Origin of the sequence: Pseudomonas sp. (genome assembly GCF_050739655.1) — a bacterium.
Taxonomy (GTDB): Bacteria; Pseudomonadota; Gammaproteobacteria; order Pseudomonadales; family Pseudomonadaceae; genus Aquipseudomonas.
The window spans coordinates 1-2,356 of the sequence record NZ_JBOIBY010000575.1 but is presented as its reverse complement, the minus strand read 5'-3'; the positions used below and the strand labels follow the sequence as shown (position 1 = coordinate 2,356).

2 protein-coding genes are annotated in these 2,356 nt (G+C 57.9%); one reads left to right on the top strand and one right to left on the bottom strand.

Going from position 1 to position 2,356, the window contains the following annotated elements:
* Positions 1 to 147 precede the first annotated feature (147 nt).
* Complete coding sequence (locus ACRESJ_RS27430; RefSeq protein WP_431760661.1) at positions 148 to 1,053, top strand: LysR family transcriptional regulator; 906 nt, start codon at positions 148 to 150, stop codon at positions 1,051 to 1,053.
* A 321-nt stretch (positions 1,054 to 1,374) separates the two neighbouring features.
* Here ACRESJ_RS27430 and ACRESJ_RS27425 read toward each other — a convergent pair whose 3' ends face one another.
* Positions 1,375 to 2,271: a helix-turn-helix domain-containing protein gene (locus tag ACRESJ_RS27425; RefSeq protein ID WP_431760660.1), complete on the bottom strand. Its 897-nt coding sequence runs from the start codon at positions 2,269 to 2,271 to the stop codon at positions 1,375 to 1,377.
* Positions 2,272 to 2,356: the final 85 nt, after the last annotated feature.

Here is a 2,356-nt window from a genome sequence, read left to right as displayed (position 1 = left end):
GTGTCAGGCTGCGCGCGTCATCGTTGACGTCCTTCGCGAGCAAGCTCGCTCCTACGGAGATAGGTGTTGGGAGAAGAGCTTAGTTGCCTGACTCACCACAAAAAATGCGATTCTTATCCATAGTTTGTTTCTGAAATCGGGCAAATCATGGATCGTCTACAAGCAATGCGCGTGTTCGTCACAGTGGTCGACTTCGGTAGCCAGTCGGCAGCCGCCGATCATCTGGAGCTGTCACGGCCGGTAGTCTCGCGGTATCTGGCGGAACTGGAAGATTGGGTCGGTGCGCGCCTGATGCATCGCACCACACGCAAATTGAGCCTGACCGCAGCGGGTAGCGAAGTGCTGCCCCGTTGTCGGCAGATGCTCGATTTGTCCACCGACATGCAAGCGGCCGTCAGCGTCCCGGACGACGCCCCGCGTGGATTGTTGCGGATCAGCGTCAGCACCTCGTTCGGCCAGGCACAACTGGCCGACGCCATAACCGCGTACGTCAAGCTTTACCCTGGCGTCAGCATCGATATGCAGATGCTCGACCGCACGGTGAATCTGGTGGATGAGCGCATCGATCTGGCGATTCGCACCAGCAACGATTTGGACCCAAACCTGATCGCCCGTCGACTGACCGTTTGCCGCTCGGTGATCTGCGCCTCCCCTGCTTATCTGCGTGAGCATTCGACACCACAGCGGGTCGAGGACTTGAGCCAGCACAATTGCCTGACCCACTCCTACTTCGGCAAAAGCCTTTGGCATTTCGAGCAGGACGGCGAGCAGGTTTCGGTGCCGGTGCAGGGCAACATCAGCGCCAACGAAGCCAGTACGTTAATGCGCGCCGCCATGGCCGGTGCCGGGGTGGCGATGCTACCCACGTATCAGGCCTCCGTGCATATCCAAAGCGGCGAACTGGTCCGGCTGTTACCCAAAGCCGAGCCTCGGCAGATGAACGTGTACGCGGTATACGCCTCGCGCAAGCACATGCCGGCGGCGTTGCGCAGCTTGCTGGATTTTCTGGTGCAGAGGTTTCCCGAAGAGCCTGCGTGGGATGTGGGCCTTTGAAAAGCAAAAGATCGCAGCCTTCGGCAGCTCCTACAGGTGCACACATACCCTGTAGGAGCTGCCGAAGGCTGCGATCTTTTGATCTTGTTCTATGCTCAGATTAATACCCAAGGGTATTCGTTCAGAGGTCAACGCCATGAACATCAGAACAAGAAGGTACCTCGCCATTTTCATCACCTGCGCGGTCACGCTCGGTTTGTATGGCGCTGCTGCCTGGCGCGTGGAGCAGTTACGCAACCTGCCCCGTGAGACCGCCAGCTGCAATTTCGAGCATTGCACTCCCCACAACGCGACCCTTAATGCCCTCCGTTAGCGAAGGGATCAGGCCTCGTTGTCCTGATCGGCCTTCAAGCGGTCGCGGAATGCCTTGGGTGAAATCCCCACTCGGCGTCGGAACAGGCGCGTGAAGTTGGTCGGATCAGAAAACCCCAACACGTCGGACATTTCATAGATGGTCATGCTGGTGTAGGTCAGCAAGCGCTTGGCTTCCAGCAACTGCCGCTCGTGCATGATCTGCAAGGCCGGCTGCCCCGCCAGCTCACGACACGTGCCATTGAGATGGGACACGGAAATGCCCAGGCGATGGGCCAAATCCTCGACTTTGACGTGCTGGCGATAAGTCTCCTCCACCAACTGGATGTAACCGTTGAGGTACTCCCGGGCACGCTGCGGTCGCTGATTGGCGCTATGACGCTGGATCATCTGACGGCTGACCCACACCATGATCACGCTCACCAGGGAATGCATAAGCATTTCCCGTGCCGGTTGGTGGCTGGTGTATTCGTTCTGCAAGGCGCTGAACAGGCTATTGAGGTACTCGCCGTTCTCCCCCGCCGGATAGCTTTCGGCTTGGGCCAGGGCATTCACCGAATGTCCCAATTGCTGCTGCAGATGAGCGATCAGCGGCGCGGCCAGGGTGACCACAAACCCTTCGACGTCCTCTGAGAACCGGAAACCGTGCACCGACAGCGGTGGCAGGATCTGGATGGCCGGTTCTTTGAGCTGCGTGCGTTTGCCTTCGATTTCAAGCTCGGCCTGACCTTTGAATACGAAGAGCAACTGGCATAAATCGGCGTGGCGGTGTGGCTTGATTTCCCATTGATGTTCACGGCTGCGTTTGGAAATGGTTTCACAGTGCAGCAAGTCCGGGGTCGGCCAATCCAGGCTTTCACCGTAGAGCTTGAACACTGGAATCGAAGGCAGGTCAGGCTTGTTCATCACTTCAATCCAGGCCGCGGAATAGATGACGGGCGATAATCGCACCGATTGGCAGAATGTACAGCTATCGACTCAGTTTTCACCT